Here is an 18821-nt window from a genome sequence, read left to right as displayed (position 1 = left end):
GAGCCGCGCGTTTGCGGCTAATCAACACGGGCTCGCGGTCCCATAGCTCAGCTGGATAGAGCGCTACCCTCCGAAGGTAGAGGCCACACGTTCGAATCGTGTTGGGACCGCCATTTTTCCTATAAGATACCATAATTGCTGTCTTTGGTTTGGAAACCCGCTGTGCGGTTTCCCGATCTTCGATGCGCGATGCAAGGCAACAAGCCCCGCTCAGGGCAGGAGCGGGGCTTGATCTGGCCGCGGCGTCTTGGGGAGGAATATTCCGCGGCCGCTGGGTGACTGATCCTCGACCCGTCTCCGCTGGTTCATCTGGGAACGGCACCGGCCAAGCGGAATGGGTGGGATTACCTATGACGCAGCGTCATCGGCGCGAATTCTTGTTCCCGGCCGCGATCGACGCATGAAAAATCCGGCCTCCGCGGGGCGGCGGCCGGGTCGATCAGCACTGAAAGGCTCAGGCCAGTTCCAGGTCCAGGGCCTTCTCGAAGGCGCCTCGGTACATCTGCGACAATTCGGCCAGCGGGGCGTTGTCGCTGCCCAGCGACACCAGGGCGCCGCCGAAGCTGCCGACGCGGGTCAGCGGCACGCCGGCTGCCTGAGCGGCCTCGGCCAGCTTTGCGGCATTCTCGGCGCTGCAAGCGACCAGGTAGCGAGCCTGGTCCTCGCCGAACAGCTGATCGATGGCGGCACTGTCCAGGGTCACGCCAAGGCCCGCGGCCTCGGCCAGTTCAAACGCCGCCAGCGCCAGCCCGCCGTCCGACAGGTCGGTCGCGGCGCTAAGCAGCTTGCCGTGGGCGCGGATGAATTCGCCATGCTTGCGCTCGGCCGCCAGATCGACCGGCGGGGCGTCGCCGGCTTCGATGCCGAAGGCTTCGGCCGCCAGCGCCGACTGGCCGAGATGGCCCGCCGTTTCGCCCAGGACCAGCGCCACGTCGCCGTCGACGGGCAGGCCGGCGATCAGGTCGTCCAGATCGGCGATCAGCCCGACCCCGCCGATGGTCGGGGTCGGCAGGATGCCCTTGCCATCGGTCTCGTTGTAAAGCGAGACGTTGCCCGAGACGATGGGGAAGTCCAGCGCCGCGCAAGCCTCGCCGATGCCCTTGATGGCGCCGACCAGCTGGCCCATGATCTCGGGTTTTTCCGGGTTGCCGAAATTCAGGTTGTCGGTCGTGGCCAGGGGCAGGGCGCCGCAGGCCGAGAGGTTGCGATAGGCCTCGGCCACGGCCTGTTTGCCGCCCTCATAGGGGTTCGCCTTGACATAGCGCGGGGTCACGTCGCTGGTGAAGGCCAGCGCCTTGCGGGTGCCGTGCACGCGGACCACGCCGGCGCCCAGGCCGGGGCGGCGCACGGTGTCGGCGCCGACCTGGGTGTCGTATTGTTCCCAGACCCAGGCCTTGTGCGCATGGTTGGGGCTGCCGATCAGCGCCTTGAGCGCCGCGATGGGGGTGATCGCCGGCAGGGCGGGCATCGCGCCCGCCGCGGGCGTTTCCACCCAGGGGCGGTCGTATTCCGGGGCGCTGGAGGACAGTTTCGACAGCGGCAGGTCGGCCTTGACCTCGTTGCCGTGCACGATCAGGAAGCGGTCCTCGGCGATGGTCTCGCCGACGATGGCGAAGTCGAGGTCCCATTTCTCGAAAATCGCCCGGGCCTCGGCCTCTTTTTCGGGCTTCAGCACCATCAGCATGCGTTCCTGCGATTCCGACAGCATCATCTCATAGGCGGTCATGGCGGTTTCGCGCTGGGGCACGTGGTCCAGCATCAGCTTGATGCCGAGCCCGCCCTTGTCGCCCATCTCGACCGCCGAGCAGGTCAGGCCGGCGGCGCCCATGTCCTGGATCGAGATCACGCTGTCGGTCCGCATCAGCTCCAGGCAGGCTTCCAGCAGGCATTTCTCGGTAAAGGGGTCGCCGACCTGCACGGTGGGGCGCTTTTCCTCGATGGTGTCGTCGAACTCGGCCGAGGCCATGGTGGCGCCGCCGACGCCGTCGCGTCCGGTCTTGGCGCCCAGATAGACCACCGGCATGCCGACGCCCGAGGCGGCGGAATAGAAGATCTTGTCGGTATCGGCGAGGCCCGCCGCAAAGGCGTTCACCAGGCAGTTGCCGTCATAAGAGGCATGGAACCGCACCTCGCCGCCCACATTCGGCACGCCGAAGGCATTGCCATAGGCGCCGATGCCCTCGACCACGCCCTTGACCAGATGCGCGGTCTTGGGATGCTCGGGGCGACCGAAGCTCAGCGCGTCCATGGCGGCGATGGGGCGGGCGCCCATGGTGAAGACGTCGCGCAGGATGCCGCCGACGCCGGTGGCAGCACCTTGGTGCGGCTCGATATAGCTGGGGTGGTTGTGGCTTTCCATCTTGAAGACCACGGCCTGGCCGTCGCCGATGTCCACCACGCCCGCGTTCTCGCCCGGACCGCAGATCACTTGCGGACCCGAGGTCGGCAGGGTGCGCAGCCATTTCTTCGAGGATTTGTATGAGCAATGCTCGTTCCACATGGCCGAGAAGATGCCGAGTTCGGTGAATGTCGGCTCGCGCCCGATGATCCCCAGGATGCGCTGGTATTCGTCCGGCTTGAGGCCGTGCGAGGCGATCAGGTCCTCGGTGATCTGCGGTTCGGTCATGCTGGCGCCCTTTCCCCCGGTTTCCCCGGCCTTTTAAGCGTCGCCGGGGCTTTAGGAAAGAGGCCGCAAGCAAGGGTCCATGCTACCCGGCATTTTAGCTGCGGCGCAGCGCAAGCCCGGGTTCAAGGCAAAAAAAAGCCGGGCACGAAGCCCGGCTCAAGTCCAACAGGGAGGTTGAAGGTGATGAGAGTTTCCTCGTATCACCGCCTTCGAGATCGGAAATATGTGCAGTCTGCGAAGCGTTCAAGAGAGCAAATCGCTTTTGCCGGGCATGGCCGATATGCGTTTTGCGAATATCTCGGGCAGCACGATTTTTCTGCGCCTGCAAAATGCTCATTTGTCAGACGGATGCGCGCCCTCTTCATCGCTCTGCTGCTTGCGGATCGCCTGAATTTCCTCCAGCACGAAATCGCGGAAGGCGGTGACCCGGCGCGAGGTGCGCAGCTCTTCCGGGAAGGCCAGGAAGACGGGGACCTCGCCGGATTCGATCGAGGGCAGCACCCGGACCAGGTTCGGGAAGTCCGAGGTCGACAGGTAATCCGGCAGCACGCCGATGCCGACATGGTTCAGCACGCCCTGCAGCACGCCGAAGTAATTGTTCACCATCAGCGTCGAGGTCATGTTCAGCGCCAGCAGCATCTGCGACAGCACCGCGCCCGAGCTGACCTGCGGCGTCTGCGGGTTCTGGCAGATCAGCCGGTGCGGGACCAGATCCTCCATGGTCTGCGGCACGCCGGCCTTGGCCAGATATTCCCGGGTGGCGTAAAGCCGCATGCGGATGTTCAGCAGCCGGCGCCGGATCAGATCCTGCTGGTTCGGCTCTTTCATGCGGATGGCCACGTCGGCCTCGCGCATAGGCAGGTCCAGCACCCGTTCCTCGAGCATCAGGTCGATCTTCAGGTCGGGGTACCGCTCATAGAGCTTGGCCAGGCGCGGCACCAGCCACATGGTGCCGAAGCCGGTGGTGGTGGTCACCTTGAGTTCGCCGAAGACGTTTTCCTCGCTGTCGCGGATGCGGGCGGCGGTGGTGTCGAGCTTGCGCACCATCGAGGAGGTGGCCTCGAACAGCAGTTCGCCCTGCTCGGTCAGGATCAACCCGCGGGCGTGGCGGTGAAACAGCGTGGTCGCCAGGGAATCCTCCAGCGCGCGGATCTGGCGGCTGACGGCCGATTGCGACAGATGCAAAACGTCGCCCGCGTGGGTCAAACTCCCCGCGTCGGCAACGGCGTGAAATATTCTTAACTTATCCCAATCCATAACAGTGCTTTCTTGCGGCATCAGCCATGCAATCCGTGCAACCCTTATCACAGAAGGTTAGGCGAACAACCCTGCAAAAGGTCAACAAAACCGTTTATCCGGCAGCCTTGTTGACCGAAACTACCCACCCCGCGATCAGCCCGCCGGACAAGGGTCAGGACACGCGCAGAAATCCTCTGATCGCGACTGATTCGCAGCGCCAAAGGTCACTTTGTCTTGAGCGGAACCCCCGGCTTCGACAGCGGATGCGACATTCCACCGCAAGCCCCGGCCCGCGTCCCGTCCACGCGGTTCGGGGCATGACATAAATCATGGCAATCCCGCGCCGCGCGTCCTAAACAAGGCGCGTCGCGAGCAGGAGGCTAGTCATGGCGGTGGGCGTTTTCGATTCGGGCTTGGGCGGGCTGACCGTGCTGGGCGCCGTCGCCGCGCGCATGCCGGACCTGCCGCTGGTCTATCTGGGCGACAACAGACACGCCCCTTACGGCGTGCGCGACGCCGACGACATCTTCAACCTGACCTGCGCCGGCGTCGAGCGGCTGTGGGACGAGGGCTGCGATCTGGTGCTCCTGGCCTGCAACACCGCCTCGGCCGCGGCGCTGAAGCGCATGCAGGAAAAATGGCTGCCGGCGGACAAGCGGGTGCTGGGTGTCTTCGTGCCGATGATCGAGGCGCTGACCGAGCGCCGCTGGGGCGACAATTCGCCGCCGCGCGAGGTCGAGGTCAAGCATGTGGCGCTGTTCGCCACCCCGGCCACCGTCGCCAGCCGGGCCTTCCAGCGCGAACTGGCCTTCCGCGCCATCGGCGTCGATGTCGAGGCCCAGCCCTGCGGCGGCGTCGTGGACGCCATCGAGATGGGCGACGAGATCCTGGCCGAGGCGCTGGTCGCCAGCCATGTCGAGGCGCTGCTGCGCCGGATGCCGCACCCCGAGGCCGCGATCCTGGGCTGCACCCATTATCCGCTGGTGCAGGCGGCGTTCCAGAACGCGTTGGGACCGAATGTCCGGGTCTATTCCCAGCCCGACCTGGTGGCCGAAAGCCTTGAGGACTATCTTGATCGCCACCCCCGGATGCGGGGGCCGGGCACGCAGTCGCGCTTCCTGACCACCGGCGATCCGGTGCGCGTCTCGGGAAAGGCCACGCAGTTCCTTCGCCATGCGATCAGGTTTGAAAGCGCCTGAGAATCGAAAGCCACATCCATGAAATCGCTGAAGAAAAAGCGTAGAATCCAGATCCTTGCCGCCGCGGCCATCGCGCTGATCCTGGCGGTCGGGCTGATCGGTTACGGCTTTCGCGACGGCATCAACCTCTATCGCTCGCCCAGCCAGATGGCCGAGAACCCGCCCGCTGCCGGCGAGGTCTTTCGCCTGGGGGGGCTGGTCGAGGACGGCTCTTTGCTGCGCGGCGCCGGCGAGACCGTCAGCTTCCGCGTCACCGATGGCGGCGCCTCCATCCCCGTGCGCTTCACCGGCGTGCTGCCCGACCTTTTCGCCGAGGGGCAGGGCATGATCGGCACCGGCAGGATGGAGGGCGAGACCTTCGTCGCCAGCGAAATCCTTGCCAAGCACGATGAGAACTACATGCCGCGCGAGGTCATCGACTCGCTCAAGGAGCAGGGCGTCTACGAGGACCCGAACAGCTGACGGCCGCGCCGCCGGCGCAACGCGCGCCCGGTTAACGAAAGGTTAACCGCGAAACCCCAGCCTTGGCCCGCTTCATGTGTGGGGGCTGGAATGAAGACAGTGGAACAGATCGCGGCGGAAATCGTCGCGCGTGAAGGGGGTTACGTCAACGACCCCGACGACCCGGGCGGGGCGACCAATTACGGCGTCACGCTGGCCACGCTGCAACGGCTGGGGATCGACAAGACCGGCGACGGCAGGGTGGACGTGGCCGACGTCAAGGCGCTGACTCGGGCGGATGCGTCGCGCATCTATGTCGAGCATTACTTCCGCCGGCCGCGGCTGGCGGAACTGCCGGGCTCGGTGCAGGCCTCGGTCTTCGACATGTATGTCAATGCCGGCACCAATGCGGTCAAGATCCTGCAGCGGCTGGTGACTCGGATGGGCTTTCCGGCGACGGACGACGGGCTGGTCGGGCCGGGGACGATCCGCGCCGCGGCCCAGGCCGACATGGCGGCGCCGGGCTATTTCGCCGACGCCTATGGCATCGCGCGGCGCAACTACTATTACGCGTTGGGCGACGCCCGCCCGGCCAGCCGCAAATACGCCCGCACCAAGGCGGGCGGCAAGGGCGGCTGGATCACCCGGGCCGAGGAATTCATCTCGGCCAAGTATCACCTGACGGCGGCGGAACATCGGGCGCGGGTGGCGAAATGGGGGTGATGGACCGTTTCTTGGGCGCCGGCACCGCCGTCACCACGGTCGCGAATGCCGCGACCGGCATGGCCGAGGTTTTCCGCGAGAACGCGACCCGCCGCATGGAGCTGGACGAGGAAGCCTATGCCCGCGCCATCACCCAGCTTTCGGGCGAGTTCGCGGCCCAGCCGCGCGGCTGGTTCGACGGGCTGATGAACGGGCTGAACCGCCTGCCGCGCCCGATGCTGACCATGGGCACGGTGGGCCTGTTCGTCTATGCCATGGCCGAGCCGGTGGGTTTCGGGCTGCGGATGCAGAACCTGAATCTGGTGCCGGAACCGCTGTGGTGGCTTCTGGGCGCGATCATCAGCTTCTATTTCGGCGCGCGCGAGGCGCATTACTTCCGCACCCGGCCGGTGATCCGGGCCAATGCGGCGGCGGCGACGCTGGCCGCGCTGGAGGGCGACGGCTTCGAGGACAACGCCGCCCTGCGCGACTGGGCCAGCGCCCAGGCCGAGCATTAGCGCTTCTGTGACAATCTGACAGGCGCGGGGGGCTGGCTTGCCGCCCGCGCCGCGGCTATTCTGCGGTCAGCCACCCGGAGGAAGCCCATGATCGCCGAAATCGGCCATTTCGCCCTGATCCTTGCCTTCGCCGTGGCGATCTTCCAGATGATCGTGCCGCAGATCGGCGCCGCCAAGGGCTGGAGCGGCTGGATCGACAGCGCGCGGCCCGCCGCCCTGGCGCAATTCGGGCTGATCGGCATCGCCTTCGCGGCGCTGACGGTGGCCTTCGTGACCTCGGATTTCTCGGTCCTGCTGGTCTATGAAAATTCCCATACCGCCAAGCCCATGCTCTACAAGATCAGCGGCGTCTGGGGCAATCACGAGGGCTCGATGCTGCTGTGGGTGCTGATCCTGTCGCTGTTCGGCGCGGCTGCGGCCAGCTTCGACGCCAACCTGCCGCCGCGGCTGCGGGCCCGGGTGCTGTCGGTGCAGGCCGCGATCGGCGCGGCCTTCCTGGGCTTCATCCTGTTCACCTCGAACCCGTTCACGCGCCTGGCGAGCCCGCCTTTCGACGGCCGCGACCTGAACCCGCTGCTGCAGGATCCCGGCCTGGCCTTCCATCCGCCGTTCCTCTACCTGGGCTATGTCGGGCTTTCGATGGCCTTCAGCTTTGCCGTCGCCGCCCTGATCGAGGGAAGGGTCGATGCCGCCTGGGCGCGCTGGGTGCGGCCCTGGACGCTGGCCGCCTGGGTGTTCCTGACCATCGGCATCGCGCTGGGGTCCTGGTGGGCCTATTACGAGCTCGGCTGGGGCGGCTTCTGGTTCTGGGACCCGGTCGAGAACGCCAGCTTCATGCCCTGGCTGATCGCGGCCGCGCTGCTGCATTCCGCCATCGTCGTCGAAAAGCGCGAAGTGCTGAAAAGCTGGACCATCCTGCTGGCGATCCTGGCCTTCGGCTTTTCGCTGATCGGCACCTTCATCGTGCGCTCGGGCGTGATCACATCCGTCCACAGCTTTGCCAGCGACCCCGAGCGCGGGGTGTTCATCCTGGCGATCCTGGCTGTCTTTGTCGGCGGCGCGCTGACGCTCTATGCCTTCCGGGCCCCGTCGATGCAGGCCAAGGGCGTATTCGCCCCGGTGTCGCGCGAAGGCGCGCTGGTGCTCAACAACATCCTGCTGGCGGTCTCGGCCTTCGTGGTCTTCATCGGCACGGTCTGGCCCTTGGTCGCCGAGATGGCCTGGGACAAGAAGCTGTCGGTCGGCGCGCCCTTCTTTGAAAAGGCCTTCACTCCGTTCATGGTGGTGCTGGCCATCGTCCTGCCCCTGGGCGCGATCCTGCCCTGGAAACGCGGCAAGCTGAAGCGGGCACTGATGCCCCTGCGCGGCGCGCTGGCCTTCGCGGCGGCGGTTGCGGCGCTGGTCTATGCCGTCTCGACCGGCCATTCGGCGCTGGCAGTGATCGGCGCCGGCCTGGGCGCCTGGCTGCTTGGCGGTGCGGCGGTCGATCTGTGGCTGCGCACCGGCAATTCTGGGCTGTCGCGACTGGCGCGGCTGCCGCGCGCGGATTGGGGCAAGGCGCTGGCCCATGGCGGCCTGGGCGTCACCTTCATCGGCATCAGCCTGCTGATGGCCTGGCAGGTCGAGGACATCCGCGTCGCCCGGATCGGCCAATCCTTCACCGTCGCCGGCTACGAGATCACCTTGGAAAAGGTCGAGCAGCAGCCCGGCCCCAATTACGAGGCCACCGTCGCCACCATGCGCGTCGCGAAAGACGGCCGGCAGGTGGCGCTGCTGCATCCCGAAAAGCGGGTCTATCCGGTGCAGGCGATGCCCACGACCGAGGCGGCGATCCAGAACGGGCTGTTCCGCGACCTCTACCTAGTGATCGGCGATCCGCAGCAGGGCGGCGGCTGGGCGGTGCGCAGCTATGTCAAACCCTTCGCCAACTGGATCTGGCTGGGCTGCGGGCTGATGGCGCTCGGCGGTTTCGTCAGCCTGTCGGACCGGCGCTATCGCGTTGCCGCTGGGGCCCGCCGCGGCATCGTGCCGCAGCCGGCGGAGTAGTCCGATGCGCGCGCTGATCCTGGCCCTGTCGCTGCTGATCGCCCTGCCGGCGCTGGCCGTGCAGCCCGACGAGGTCCTCTCGGACCCCGCTCTGGAGGCCCGCGCCCGCGAGATCTCGAAGGTGCTGCGCTGCCCGGTCTGCCAGGGCGAGACCATCGACGAATCGAATGCGCCGATCAGCCGCGACCTGCGGCTTTATCTGCGCGAGCGGCTGGTCGCGGGCGACAGCGACGCCCAGGCCGTGCAGGCGGTGACCGACCGTTTCGGGGAATATGTGCTGTTCCAGCCGCCCGCGCGCGGGGCGAACTGGCTGCTCTACCTGGCCGGGCCGGTGATGGCGCTGCTGGCCTTGGCCCTGGGCTGGCGCTTTGTCCGCTCGCGCCGCCCGGCCGAGGAGCGCGCCGAGACGCTCAGCGAGGCCGAGAAGGCGCGGCTGGACCAGATCATGCGCGACTGACGCGAGGTCCGGGCTTCCCGGTCCCGCCGGCCTCCGGCAGGATGGCCGCAAGCAGGGGGGACCGCATGAGCTTTCAGACCATCGCATGCACGCATGAGGACGGCATCGCCCAGTTGGCGCTGAACCGGCCCGAGGTGATGAACGCGCTGAACCGGACCATGCGGGCCGAGATCATGGCGGCGCTGACCGATCTGCCGGCGGGCACGCGCTGCGTGGTGCTGACCGGGACCGGGCGCGCCTTCTGCTCGGGGCAGGACCTGACCGATGCGGCGGCCGGCCTCGATGTCGAACGCATCCTGCGCGAGGAATACGAGCCCATGCTGGCCGCGATCCGCGAGGCGCCGGTGCCGGTGATCGCGGCGGTCAATGGCACGGCGGCGGGGGCGGGGGCGAATCTGGCATTGGCCGCGGATGTGGTTATCGCGGCTGAAAGCGCCAGCTTCGTGCAGGCCTTCAGCCGCATCGGGCTGATCCCGGATGCCGGCGGCACCTTCATCATCCCTCGCGCGGTGGGCCAGGCCCGCGCCATGGGCATGATGCTGTTCGCCGAAGGGCTTTCGGCCCGCCGCGCCGCCGAATGGGGCCTGATCTGGGAAGCCGTGCCCGATGCCGAATTCGCATCGGCGGTCGCGGCGCGGGCGCGGGCGCTGGCCAAAGGGCCGACCGCCGCCTTCATGGCGATCCGCGCCGCGCTGCGCGCCTCGGACGGCAACGACATGGCGGCGCAATTGCGCGTCGAGGCGCGGCTTCAGGGCGAGATGGCGCGGACCCGGGATTTCGCCGAAGGCGTCACCGCCTTCCTGGAAAAGCGCGCGCCCCGGTTCCAGGGCCGCTGACGGGCAGGTCAGCCGATGCGGATGAAGCGCGGCTGCGGGCCGCGATTGTCGAAGAAGGGCACCGATGCCGGCGGGGTCAGCGGGCCGCTGCCGGCCAGCGCCACCATCTCGGCCAGTTCGGCCAGCACCACCTCGGTGACGAAGGGCAGGTCGAGCGCCTGCGCCTCGGCCAGCGGCACCCAATGTAGGTGCGACAATTCATCGCAGGCATTGCCGAAGTCGTGGCGGTCCCCGTGCAGCCGCTCGGCATCGAGCAGCAGGAAGCGGGCGTCGAATCGGCGCGGCCGGCCGGGCGGGGTGATGGCGCGGAACAGATAGATCAGCGTCGAGGGATCGGGCGCCAGCCCGGCGCCGGCGTAATGATCCCAGCCCGCGGGCGCGGGGCCGGGGCGGCCGGTCAGAAGGCCGGTCTCTTCGGCCAGTTCCCGCAGCGCGGCGGCGGCCAGCGCCAACGGAGAGGCGGGGACGGCGTCGGGGCGCGGCTCGGCCAGAAGCCGGGCGGCGGTGTCGGGCGCCAGATCGGCGGCCAGTCGGGCATCCGCGTCGTCGGCATCGACCGCCCCGCCCGGAAAGACGTATTTCGACGGCATGAACACGGCCGCGGCGCCGCGCTGGCCCATCAGCACCGACGGTCCCGCGGGCGCACGGCGGTCCAGGACGACCACGGTCGCCGCATCGCGGATCGGCACCTCGGCAGGCGCTTCGCGGGCCGGGGCGGGCGCCGCGCTCACGGGATCGAGGCCCCCAGGGCCGGCGTTTCGTGGCCGAAGCCATGCATCCGGCGCGCCCATTGGAAGCCGATGAAGCCGCCCTTGATGCGGGGCAGCAGCAGCAGCGACAGCACCACCGCGCCCAGGCCGAAGCCGATCAGCATCGACATGGCCGAGGGGCGATACATCATGTAGATCGCCAGAAGCAGCGGCGCCCCCAGGTGCGAGACCAGCAGGATGGTCAGATAGGCCGGCCCGTCGTCGGCCCGCTGGTGGTGCAATTCCTCGCCGCAATGGGCGCAGGACGCGTTCACCTTCAGATAGCCCTGGAACAGCCGGCCCTGACCGCAGGCCGGACAGCGTCCAAGGGCGCCGCGGATCATGGATTGCTTGATGGACCGTTCGGAATCTTCGGCACGGACTGGGGACATGGGCGCGTTCCTTTCCTGTTCCCGACATATTTAGGTCATGGCAGGGCCAAAGAAAAGTCGGCCGTGGGTCGCAGGGCGGCGCAGGTCAGGCGGCGATCATCTGCGGGGCGATCACGATGCGGTTGCGGCCTGCGGATTTCGCGGCCAGCAACGCGCGGTCGGCGCTGGCCAGCAGCGCCTCAGGGTCCGGGGCCTGTCCGCCGCCGGCATGGCCGACCGCCACCCCGACCGAGACGGTGATGCCCAGTTCCTCGGCGGCGCCGCCCGGCGGCAGGCGCACCGGCGCGGCCATGACCGCGCGGCGCATGTCCTCGGCCACGCGGCGGGCGGCGCGGGCCGGGCAGTCGGGCAGCACGGCCAGGAACTCCTCGCCACCGATGCGGGCCAGAAGCCCGTCCTCGGGCAGGGCCGAGGCCAGGCGCGAGGCCACCTCGGCCAGCACCGCGTCCCCCGCCGGATGGCCATGGCTGTCGTTCACCTGCTTGAAACGGTCGAGGTCCAGCAGCAGCACCGCAAGGTCGCGATGGCTATCCTGCGCGGCGAAGGCCAGTTCCGACAGCCGCGGCAGGGCGAAGCGGCGGTTGTGCAGCCCGGTCAGCGGATCGGTCATCGCCCAATGCATGTTCCGTCGGGTCTCGTTGCGGCGGCGGTCGGCCTCGTGCTTGCGCGCAAGCTGGGCCTGCAGGCGCAAGCCGGCCTCGGCTGCGAAACCGGCGCCGGCCAGGTCCCAGGGCAACACGTCGCCCGCGCCCAGGTCCAGCGCCACCGGCATCATCTCGGCCCGTTCCGGGCGCAGGGCGACGACGAAACCCGCGTCGCGCGAATGCGGGCGCGAGCGCAGTTCCGAAAGCAGCCGCAGCCCGTCGCCGGGCTGCCGGATGTCGGCGGCGATCAGGTAAAGCTCGGCTACCCGGCCGGCGGCGGCGTCGGCAAGCGTGCGCTCGGGCTCGCTGACGGCGATGGCGAAATCGACCCGGTTCTGCAGGGCGTGGCGCCAGCCGAGCGCGGTCGCGGGCTGGTCGGCGACGAAGACCGCGCGCGGCCGGCAGTCGTGCTGGAAAGCCGCGCCCGGCTCGGCCAGGCCGGGGGCCGAGTCGGGCAGCGCCAGCGCCTCGTGCCGCATCAGGCCGCGGATGCGGGCCAGCAGCGTCAGCTCGTCCCCGTTCGGATCGATCAGCGCCGAGGCGCCGGCGCTGAGCGCGGCCACGCGGTCGTCGCCCCGGGCCAGCACCAGAACCGGCATGTCGCCGCCCTGCGGCAGCGCCCGCAGCGCCGCGCAAAGCGCCGGGCCGCCGATGTCGGGCAGGTTGGCGCCGATCAGCACGATCTGGGGGTGGATCAGCCGCGCCATGCGCAGCGCCTCTTGTCCCGAGGCGGCGGTCGCCACCTCGTAGCAGGCCGAACTGAGCCGCACCTTCATGGTGATGCGGTTGGTCGGCGCGCCGTCGACGACAAGAATTCGCCCTGCCATGCTCCTCGCCTGCTTTACTCTTGCTGCGCTGGCCGGCATCTTGCGCCGAAAATGGTTAACAAATCCTTTCCAGCCGCAGCAAAAACGGTGGAAACCTTCACGAAAGCGGGAAAGCGGGATGACAGCAGGCGAGGCGCGCGACATCGCGGATCGGGGCTTTGCCCATATTGCCGGCGATGCCGAACTGGTGGCGGCGCTGCTGGCGCAGTCGGGCTGCGACCCCGCAGGGCTGCGCGCGATGGCGGCGCGGCCGGAATTCGCCGTGTTCGTGCTGGATTTCCTGCTGGAGCAGGATCAGCGGGTCCTGGATTTCGCCGCCGCCGCCGGGCTGCGTCCCGAGCGGGTGCAGATGGCACGGGCGGTGTTGGGCGGCGGCGATCCCTGGTAGGGCCTTGACAGGCTGCTGAAAAAGTCCTCGCGACGCGGCGCACTGGACAGAAAGCAGGAAATTCGCCCCCAATCGCCCGCAAGTGCGTGTTTTCCAGCCAGATCTCGGTCGGCCGCAGAACGATTTTCCATCCCGACGCCCTCCCGGAACTCTTCTTAGCAGCCTGCTAAAGCGGGTCACCGAACCGCAAGCGGAGGCCCCCCAAGGGGGCTATCCATGGGAAAAGCCCCCCGGACCGCTCCGGGGGTGCTGCCTTCCCGGATCAGGCGACCTCGGCAAAGACCTCGTCGAGCGCCTGTTCCAGCTTCTGGAACATCTCGTCCATCTGCCCATCGGTCAGGATGAAGGGCGGGCACAGCACCACCGACTGCCCCAGCGGCCGGCAGATCAGGCCGAGGTCGGTGCAGGTGTTGGCGATGCGCTCGCTGACCGAAAGAGTGGCCTCGAAGGGCGTCTTGGTCGCCTTGTCGCGCACGGCCTCCAGCGCCCACATGAAGCCCACGCCGCGGTATTCGCCGATGTTCGGCTTCTGCGCCAGCCGGCGCAGGTTCTCTTCCAGGCGCGGCGCCAGGCGGATGACGTTCTCGGCCAGGCCCTCGTTCATCACCACGTCGATGGCCTTCAGCGCGACGGCGCAGCCGACCGGATGGCCCGATGCGGTGAAGCCGTGCGGAAATTCCTCGATCGCCTCGACCGCGGCCTGCACGCGGCCGGCCAGGTCCGGCCCCAGGATCACCGCCCCCATCGGGAAGAAGCCGGCCGTCAGGTTCTTGGACGAAATGATCGCGTCCGGGGTGAAGCCGTAGGTCTGGCAGCCCCAGGTGTTGCCGGTGCGGCCGAAGCCGCAGATCACCTCGTCCGAGACCAGCGGGATGCCGTGCTTTTTCAGGATCGGCTGGATCGCCTGGAAATAGCCCTTGGCCGGCGGGATCACGCCGCCCGCGCCCATCACCGGCTCGGCGAAGAAGCCGGCGATGGTGTCGGCGCCCTCGCGTTGGATCACCTCCTCCAACTCGCGGGCAAGGCGGGCGACGAACTGCTCTTCGCTTTCGCCGACCTCGCCATAGCGCCAGTAATGCGGGCAGGTCAGGTGGATGAAGCCGGGCAGGGGCAGGCCGAACACCTCGTTATAGGGCTTGCCGGTCATGCTGGCCGACACCGCCGTCACCCCGTGATAGGCGTTCCAGCGCGTCAGGATCTTGCGGCGCTGCGGCTTGCCCTCGGCCCGGTGCAGGAACCACAGCATCTTGACCATGGTGTCGTTCGCCTCGGAGCCGGAGTTGGTGTAGAACACCTTGCCGCTGTCGAAGGGCGAAACCTCGACCAGCTTTTCCGACAGCATCACCGTCTGGTCCGACATGCGGCCGAAGAACGCGTGATAGCCGGGGAAACGCTCGTATTGCGCCTTGGCCGCGTCGATCAGCCCGCGATGGTCAAAGCCCGCGACCATGTTCCACAGGCCCGAGTTCGCGTCGAGATAGCGCTTGCCATGCACGTCGACCACATAGGGGCCCTCGCCATGGGTCACGACCACGGTTCCGCGGCGGTGGATCGTGGGCATGTCGGTAAAGCCGTAGAGCGAATATTCCTCGGCCCGTGCTTCCCAGCTTTGCGGTTGGTTCATCGCCGTCTCCATGGTCCCGGTGTCGGGCACAGGCTAGCCGGGCGCTTGCGGGCGTTCAATGGGGCAAGACCTTCCGCCCGGTTGCGGGACCCGCCGGCCGGATGCAGACTGCCCTTGAATGGAAGGGGAGGGGAACCATGCGTTACCTGCTGCCGGCCCTGTGGCTCTCCCTGGCATCGCCCGCCTGGGCCGATGGGCTGGTGATCGCGCCGGTCAAGCTGCTGGATACCTCGCACGAGGCGCGGGACCAGCAGGCCGAGCACCTGCACCGCCAGGACCTGCTGGCCCAGGTGCTGGCCGAAGAAATGCCCGGCACGCTGCTGACCCGCGACGAGGTCGCCGAGGCCTGCCCGCGCGAGACCACGGATTGCCTGGTCACGCTGCTGCGCGACCGGGGCGGAGACCGCGGCCTGTTCATCGTGGTGCAAAAGGCCAGCACGCTGATCCTTCAGGCCTTTGCCAGCGAGGTGGACCTGAAGGGGGGCAAGCTGATCGCCCACAAGGAACTGAACTTTCGCGGCGACAACGACGAATCCTGGCGCCGCGCTGGCGTCTTCCTGGCCCGTCAGCTGCGCGACTGAGGCGCGATCAGCCCGATCTCGCGCAGTGCCGCCTCGATGGGCGTCAGCCCGCCGCCCCGGCATTCGGCGACCAGCGCGTCGAAGCGCCGGCGCAGCGCGGTCTTTTCCTCGCCGCGGCAGTCGTTCCACGGCCGGCCCTGCAGCGACATGTGCAAGACGTAATACCAGATGAAATGCGGCCGCGTGCCGGCGCGCAGCATGGCGGCATAGGCCTCATGCGCGCCCATGGCGCGCAGCGTCTCGGCATCCGCCACGCCGGCCTCGCGCAGCGCCTGCGCCGTGGCCGGGCCGATATTCGGGATGCTGGTCAGGTCCGTCATCTTGCGCCCGCACTTTCCAAGTCGCGCATATTCCTGTATCAGCGCCGCATTCTCAAGGACAGCACGGCATGACGGACCAAGCCAAGACCCCGGCGGCGAAGAAGCTTTTCATCAAGACCTACGGCTGCCAGATGAACGTCTATGACAGCCAGCGCATGGCCGAGGCCATGGGCGCCGAGGGCTATGTCCTGACCGAGCACCAGGCCGAGGCCGACATGGTGCTTCTGAACACCTGCCACATCCGCGAGAAGGCCGCCGAGAAGCTGTATTCCGACCTCGGCCGGCTGAAGCCCTTGAAGGCCGAGCGCCCCGACCTGAAGATCGGCGTCGCCGGCTGCGTGGCCCAGGCCGAGGGCGCCGAGATCCAGCGCCGCATGCCCATCGTCGACCTGGTGGTCGGCCCGCAGGCCTATCACCGGCTGCCGGCCATGGCGCGGGCGGGGGGCGGCGTCGACACCGAATTCCCGGCCGAGGACAAGTTCGAGCACCTGCCGAAGCCCGCCGCAACCCGGCGCGCCCCCGCCGCCTTCCTGACCGTGCAGGAGGGCTGCGACAAGTTCTGCGCCTTCTGCGTGGTGCCCTATACCCGCGGCGCCGAGGTCTCGCGCCCGGTCAGCCGCATCCTGGCCGAGGCCCGCGACCTGGTCGCGCGCGGCGTGCGCGAGATCACGCTGCTGGGCCAGAACGTCAACGGCTGGCACGGTCAGGGGCAAGGCGGCGAATGGGGCTTCGGCCGGCTGATCCGGGCCCTGGCGGAAATCGACGGGCTCGACCGCATCCGCTATACCACCAGTCACCCGAACGACATGGCCGACGACCTGATCGAGGCACATCGCGACGAGCCGAAGCTGATGCCCTATCTGCACCTGCCGGTGCAGTCGGGCAGCGACCGCATCCTGAAGGCGATGAACCGCAAGCATACGGTCACAGAATACCTGCGACTGATCGATCGCATCCGCGAGGCGCGGCCCGACATCATGCTGACCAGCGATTTCATCGTTGGTTTCCCGGGCGAGACCGACCAGGACCACCAGGATACGCTGGACCTGGTGGCGCGGGTGAATTTCGGCACCGCCTTCAGCTTCAAGTATTCGCCACGCCCCGGCACCCCGGCCTATGAACGGCCCGAGGTCGATTCGGACCGGGCCGACGCCCGTTTGCAAGAGTTGCAGGCGCTGCTGACCAGCCAGCAGAAGGCGGCGCAGCTGGGCATGGTCGGGCGCGAACTGGGCGTGCTGTTCGAAAAGCCGGGCCGGAAGCCGGGACAGATGGTCGGCAAGTCGGACTACCTGCACGCGGTCTTCGTCGAGGCGCCCGCTGCGCAGGTGGGCGACCTGCTGCGGGTGCGCATCACCGCCAGCGCGCCGAACTCGCTGGCGGGCGAACTGGTCGCCTGAGCGGGCGGGGCCGCCTATTTGCGGCCCAGGTTCTCCAGCTCGGGGAACTTGTGCCAGGGCACGTCGGCGCGGTTGCAGATCGGATGGTCCAACTCTCCGCCGACGGGTTTGCCGTCGCGCAGCGGGATGCCGATATTGTGCACGCCGGTGTAAAGGCCCTTGACGTTCTTGCTGTCGGCGCGGACGCAGACGCCCTGCAACCCGTCCTTGAAGGTCGCGACGTTCGAGATCTCGGCATAGCGGATCGAGGCCGGATCATAGGCAACCCTGGTCGCGCCCTGGGCCAACAGCGCCCGCAATTCGGGGCTGGGCGGGGTTGAGTCGGCGATGATCTGGCCGTAGCGGTCGCCTTCCGTTCCCGCACAGGCCGCCAGCAACAGCAGGCTGGCCGCAAGGGTGGTGCCGGTTCTCATCATCTGTGCGTCCTCGTTCTCGCTGGTGTCGCTGTCGAGGCTAACGGTCATTTCCGGCGAAGGAAAGCACCCGATGCGGGTTGCTGGGAATTTACAGGAAGTTCCTGTAACGATTTGTGAAATTTGGCGGGCCATGCGAGATACCGATGAGAACTATATCTACTCCATTGCCCTCTATACCCCGCCAAAATAGGAGGTGAGACGGTGGCAGAGCTGATCGAGAGCCGTCAGACGTCTATTTCGCGCCCAACGTCGCCGTCGTCGAGCGGCGCTTTCTAACTGCTGACCTTCGCTTCACATCTGTTGCCCACAGCAGAGCCAACACAGTGTGAACGCGCGATACCCCAGCGGTAGAGGCGCTCTAACGGAGCGAAGATGGGGATTTCAAGCGACCGGGAACCCTGAACACGATGAGATGCCGGGCGAGCGCGCTACCTTCGGGAACATAAGCGCTGTGCCAGAGACACTCCTCTATGCTCGGCACCGGCCCTGGGCGATCGACGAGCTCGAGCGCTCCGAGAAATCCGAGCCGGACGTTGGCCGCTTGGTAGCTGGTTGCCTGCGCCTGGTAGCGCTTGGCAGTCTCGGGTGAAAACGCGCCCTCGTGTTTTTTGAGCTCGATAACGAAAGCGGGGCCACCTAGGCTGACATAGAGATCTGTCCGGCCGGTCGAGACACCACGCACTTCGGATAGCACCTCCGCGCCTACGAGATTGCCTTTGAGGAATTCGCGGAGGTCTGACTGGAGATCGGCCTCGCTTGGATCCGGGGCTCGCAGATACGTACCGCGCGCCCCGAGATCGCGAATCTCCGCATTCTGCCGGTCACTGCAAAACATCAAAATCTGTTGGAGTACGGCGTCGAACTCCTGCTGGACCTCGCCTGTATATTCGCTGCTAGTGGACAGCTTATCACGTAACGACACCAACACACGCTGCAAGACCGGATTGGCAAGCACGCTGCTGTGCGCTACATGACTGGCGAGCCCGGCCTCGATAGATCGCGCCATGTCGGAGGGAATCTGCTCGGTCGAGGTGCCGCAGGGGAGAATGCGCGCGAGCAGCGGATATTGCTCATTCTCCCCAGCTTTTCCCGGCCCGACACCGGCACGGTATGCCTCATCCAATCTTGCACGAAGATCTTGCGCGATCGTTCGCTGTGCATCAGGCCATTGGCCTTCGCTGAGCAAATCGTTGAGATGAGCCGCGAGGCCGCGCTCTCGAAGGAAAGAGGCTTCGACCCGGGGACGTAGCACGGATCGCAGTCCGTCACCATGCGCAATACTGCAACTTGCGTCATAGATGTCAATCGGCATTCAAACGGGCCCCCTGATCGGCGTCCAAAAGTGACCCCTTTGGCGCGCGGGTGAGCAGGCCCGTGGCGGCGTAGCTTTCCAGCTGGCGCAGCCGACGCGGGCCTGCG

Annotated in this window: 19 protein-coding genes and 1 tRNA gene; 11 read left to right on the top strand and 9 right to left on the bottom strand. The window is 67.5% G+C overall.

Features of this window, described 5'->3' with window-relative positions; translation table 11 throughout:
* The first annotated feature begins 36 nt into the window (after positions 1-36).
* Positions 37-113, top strand: a tRNA-Arg gene (locus JCM7685_RS08575).
* Positions 114-454: 341 nt separating this feature from the next.
* On the opposite strand, the gene purL is transcribed toward JCM7685_RS08575, so the two are convergent.
* Positions 455-2626, bottom strand: coding sequence for a phosphoribosylformylglycinamidine synthase subunit PurL (gene purL, locus JCM7685_RS08570; RefSeq protein ID WP_074968960.1), 2172 nt, complete (start codon positions 2624-2626; stop codon positions 455-457).
* 333 nt (positions 2627-2959) lie between these two features.
* Positions 2960-3883, bottom strand: coding sequence for a LysR family transcriptional regulator (locus tag JCM7685_RS08565; protein WP_074968962.1), 924 nt, complete (start codon positions 3881-3883; stop codon positions 2960-2962).
* Between the two features lie 368 nt (positions 3884-4251).
* Between JCM7685_RS08565 and JCM7685_RS08560 the strand changes: the two genes are divergently transcribed.
* From JCM7685_RS08560 to JCM7685_RS08530, 7 genes are all read left to right on the top strand, one after another.
* Positions 4252-5064 (top strand): glutamate racemase, encoded by an 813-nt coding sequence (locus JCM7685_RS08560; protein ID WP_074968964.1) that lies wholly within the window; start codon positions 4252-4254, stop codon positions 5062-5064.
* A gap of 18 nt (positions 5065-5082) precedes the next feature.
* Complete coding sequence (gene ccmE / locus JCM7685_RS08555; RefSeq protein WP_074968966.1) at positions 5083-5526, top strand: cytochrome c maturation protein CcmE; 444 nt, start codon at positions 5083-5085, stop codon at positions 5524-5526.
* Between the two features lie 90 nt (positions 5527-5616).
* Positions 5617-6228, top strand: a complete 612-nt coding sequence (locus JCM7685_RS08550; protein ID WP_074968968.1) for a holin-associated N-acetylmuramidase — start codon at positions 5617-5619, stop codon at positions 6226-6228.
* Positions 6219-6725, top strand: coding sequence for a holin family protein (locus JCM7685_RS08545; protein ID WP_074968970.1), 507 nt, complete (start codon positions 6219-6221; stop codon positions 6723-6725). The genes JCM7685_RS08550 and JCM7685_RS08545 overlap by 10 nt, the downstream gene beginning before the upstream one ends.
* A gap of 87 nt (positions 6726-6812) precedes the next feature.
* Positions 6813-8771: a heme lyase CcmF/NrfE family subunit gene (locus JCM7685_RS08540; protein WP_074968972.1), complete on the top strand. Its 1959-nt coding sequence runs from the start codon at positions 6813-6815 to the stop codon at positions 8769-8771.
* A 4-nt stretch (positions 8772-8775) separates the two neighbouring features.
* Complete coding sequence (locus JCM7685_RS08535) at positions 8776-9228, top strand: cytochrome c-type biogenesis protein (protein ID WP_074968974.1); 453 nt, start codon at positions 8776-8778, stop codon at positions 9226-9228.
* A 65-nt stretch (positions 9229-9293) separates the two neighbouring features.
* Positions 9294-10064 (top strand): enoyl-CoA hydratase-related protein, encoded by a 771-nt coding sequence (locus tag JCM7685_RS08530; protein WP_074968976.1) that lies wholly within the window; start codon positions 9294-9296, stop codon positions 10062-10064.
* A gap of 8 nt (positions 10065-10072) precedes the next feature.
* Here JCM7685_RS08530 and JCM7685_RS08525 read toward each other — a convergent pair whose 3' ends face one another.
* The 3 genes from JCM7685_RS08525 to JCM7685_RS08515 form a co-directional block, all read right to left on the bottom strand.
* Positions 10073-10795: an NUDIX hydrolase gene (locus tag JCM7685_RS08525; RefSeq protein WP_083412817.1), complete on the bottom strand. Its 723-nt coding sequence runs from the start codon at positions 10793-10795 to the stop codon at positions 10073-10075.
* Positions 10792-11205: a DUF983 domain-containing protein gene (locus JCM7685_RS08520; protein ID WP_074968978.1), complete on the bottom strand. Its 414-nt coding sequence runs from the start codon at positions 11203-11205 to the stop codon at positions 10792-10794. The genes JCM7685_RS08525 and JCM7685_RS08520 overlap by 4 nt, the downstream gene beginning before the upstream one ends.
* An 85-nt stretch (positions 11206-11290) precedes the next feature.
* Complete coding sequence (locus JCM7685_RS08515; protein WP_074968980.1) at positions 11291-12676, bottom strand: diguanylate cyclase domain-containing protein; 1386 nt, start codon at positions 12674-12676, stop codon at positions 11291-11293.
* Between the two features lie 118 nt (positions 12677-12794).
* Between JCM7685_RS08515 and JCM7685_RS08510 the strand changes: the two genes are divergently transcribed.
* Positions 12795-13064, top strand: coding sequence for a DUF3572 domain-containing protein (locus JCM7685_RS08510; RefSeq protein WP_074968982.1), 270 nt, complete (start codon positions 12795-12797; stop codon positions 13062-13064).
* A gap of 262 nt (positions 13065-13326) precedes the next feature.
* Here the strand turns inward: JCM7685_RS08510 and JCM7685_RS08505 are convergent, their stop codons facing one another.
* The gene (locus tag JCM7685_RS08505; RefSeq protein ID WP_074968997.1) at positions 13327-14688 is read right to left on the bottom strand and encodes an aminotransferase; all 1362 of its coding nucleotides are present in this window, start codon (positions 14686-14688) and stop codon (positions 13327-13329) included.
* 137 nt (positions 14689-14825) lie between these two features.
* Between JCM7685_RS08505 and JCM7685_RS08500 the strand changes: the two genes are divergently transcribed.
* A complete protein-coding gene (locus JCM7685_RS08500; protein ID WP_170848945.1) occupies positions 14826-15269 on the top strand; it encodes a DUF2380 domain-containing protein in 444 nt (147 codons plus the stop codon).
* Here the strand turns inward: JCM7685_RS08500 and JCM7685_RS08495 are convergent.
* A complete protein-coding gene (locus tag JCM7685_RS08495) occupies positions 15254-15589 on the bottom strand; it encodes a TfoX/Sxy family protein (protein ID WP_074968984.1) in 336 nt (111 codons plus the stop codon). The two genes, JCM7685_RS08500 and JCM7685_RS08495, sit on opposite strands and share 16 nt — an antisense overlap.
* 68 nt (positions 15590-15657) lie before the next feature.
* Here JCM7685_RS08495 and miaB point away from each other — a divergent pair, with 68 nt between their 5' ends.
* Positions 15658-16986: a tRNA (N6-isopentenyl adenosine(37)-C2)-methylthiotransferase MiaB gene (miaB, locus tag JCM7685_RS08490; RefSeq protein ID WP_074968986.1), complete on the top strand. Its 1329-nt coding sequence runs from the start codon at positions 15658-15660 to the stop codon at positions 16984-16986.
* A gap of 14 nt (positions 16987-17000) precedes the next feature.
* Here the strand turns inward: miaB and JCM7685_RS08485 are convergent, their stop codons facing one another.
* A complete protein-coding gene (locus tag JCM7685_RS08485) occupies positions 17001-17402 on the bottom strand; it encodes a hypothetical protein (protein WP_074969000.1) in 402 nt (133 codons plus the stop codon).
* 358 nt (positions 17403-17760) lie between these two features.
* Positions 17761-18714 (bottom strand): hypothetical protein, encoded by a 954-nt coding sequence (locus tag JCM7685_RS08480; RefSeq protein ID WP_139218103.1) that lies wholly within the window; start codon positions 18712-18714, stop codon positions 17761-17763.
* Between the last annotated feature and the right edge of the window lie 107 nt (positions 18715-18821).

It is taken from the genome of Paracoccus aminovorans, assembly GCF_900005615.1.
Taxonomy (GTDB): Bacteria; Pseudomonadota; Alphaproteobacteria; order Rhodobacterales; family Rhodobacteraceae; genus Paracoccus; species Paracoccus aminovorans.
This window is presented reverse-complemented; position numbering and strand designations above follow the sequence as displayed.